This is a genomic window from Streptomyces boncukensis (assembly GCF_011045075.1).
Lineage (GTDB): Bacteria > Actinomycetota > Actinomycetes > Streptomycetales > Streptomycetaceae > Streptomyces > Streptomyces boncukensis.
On the sequence record NZ_JAAKZZ010001015.1, the window covers coordinates 1 to 1,007 of the forward strand.

1 pseudogene is annotated in these 1,007 nt (G+C 73.0%); it reads right to left on the reverse strand.

The window, feature by feature from the left end:
* Positions 1–251 precede the first annotated feature (251 nt).
* Positions 252–989, reverse strand: a pseudogene (locus G5C65_RS37660) (L,D-transpeptidase family protein); the annotation flags it as partial.
* Positions 990–1,007: the final 18 nt, after the last annotated feature.

A 1,007-nucleotide genomic window follows, 5' to 3' on the forward strand; every position in this document is an offset into this window, starting at 1 on the left:
CCCCCCGCACCGTTCGCGGGGCGCCCCCTGGCACAGACCAAGCCCCCGCACAAGCAGGATGCCGGACAGCCATGGGCCCCGGTGTGACACTTTTTCGCAGTCCGGCGCAGTAATGAGTGAGCCGACTGGTCATCGGCGGCGCGGAACAGCCCGAGGTTCCCCCCGTACCTCCGGGCACGCGCGATTGGCGCGGGCGGGGCACGTTCCCCCGGCCCCGCTCGCGCCACATACCGGAGCCGCGAAGCGGACCCCTACTTGTAGACCACCACCTTGTCCCCCGCCCGCACCTGGTCGAAGAGCGCGGCGATCTTCTTCTTGTCCCGCACGTTGACGCAGCCGTGCGAGGCGCCCGTGTAGCCGCTCGCCGCGAAGTCCGCGGAGTAGTGCACCGCCTGGCCCCGGCTGAAGAAGAGCGCGTACGGCATCGGGGTGTCGTAGAGCGTCGAGTGGTGGCGGCGGCTCTTGAAGTCGACCTTGAACTGCCCCTCGCGGGTGGGTGTGTACGCCGAGCCGAAGCGGACGTCCATCGCCGAGCGCACCGTGCCGTCGACCATCCAGGCCAGCGTCCGGCTGTCCTTGCTGATGCACAGCACCCGCCCGGTCCTGCAGCGCGGGTCGGGGTCGTCGAGGGGGCGGGTGGTCGGCGGGTACAGCTCGTCGTGCGCCGGGCGCTGGGTGCGGGCGCGCAGCGCGGCCCACAGGGCGCTGTCGACGGTGCCGGTCCGGGGCACGCCCTGCCGGCGCTGGAAGCCGCGTACGGAGGCGGCGGTGACGGTGCCGTAGTAGCCCGTCGGATTGCGGTCGAAGAGCTTCAGCTGGCGCAGCCGCGCCTGCAGCTCGCGGACCCGCTCGCTCTGCGCCCCGGCGGCGAACAGCACGGGGTGCGCGGCCGGGCGCACGCTGCGGCGCGGGGGCTTGGTGCTGCGCACGGGGCCGGGCCGGTGCGACACGGGGGGCGAGGACGTGGCGCTGGGCGTGGCCGAGGGTGTGGCTGTCTCTTATACACA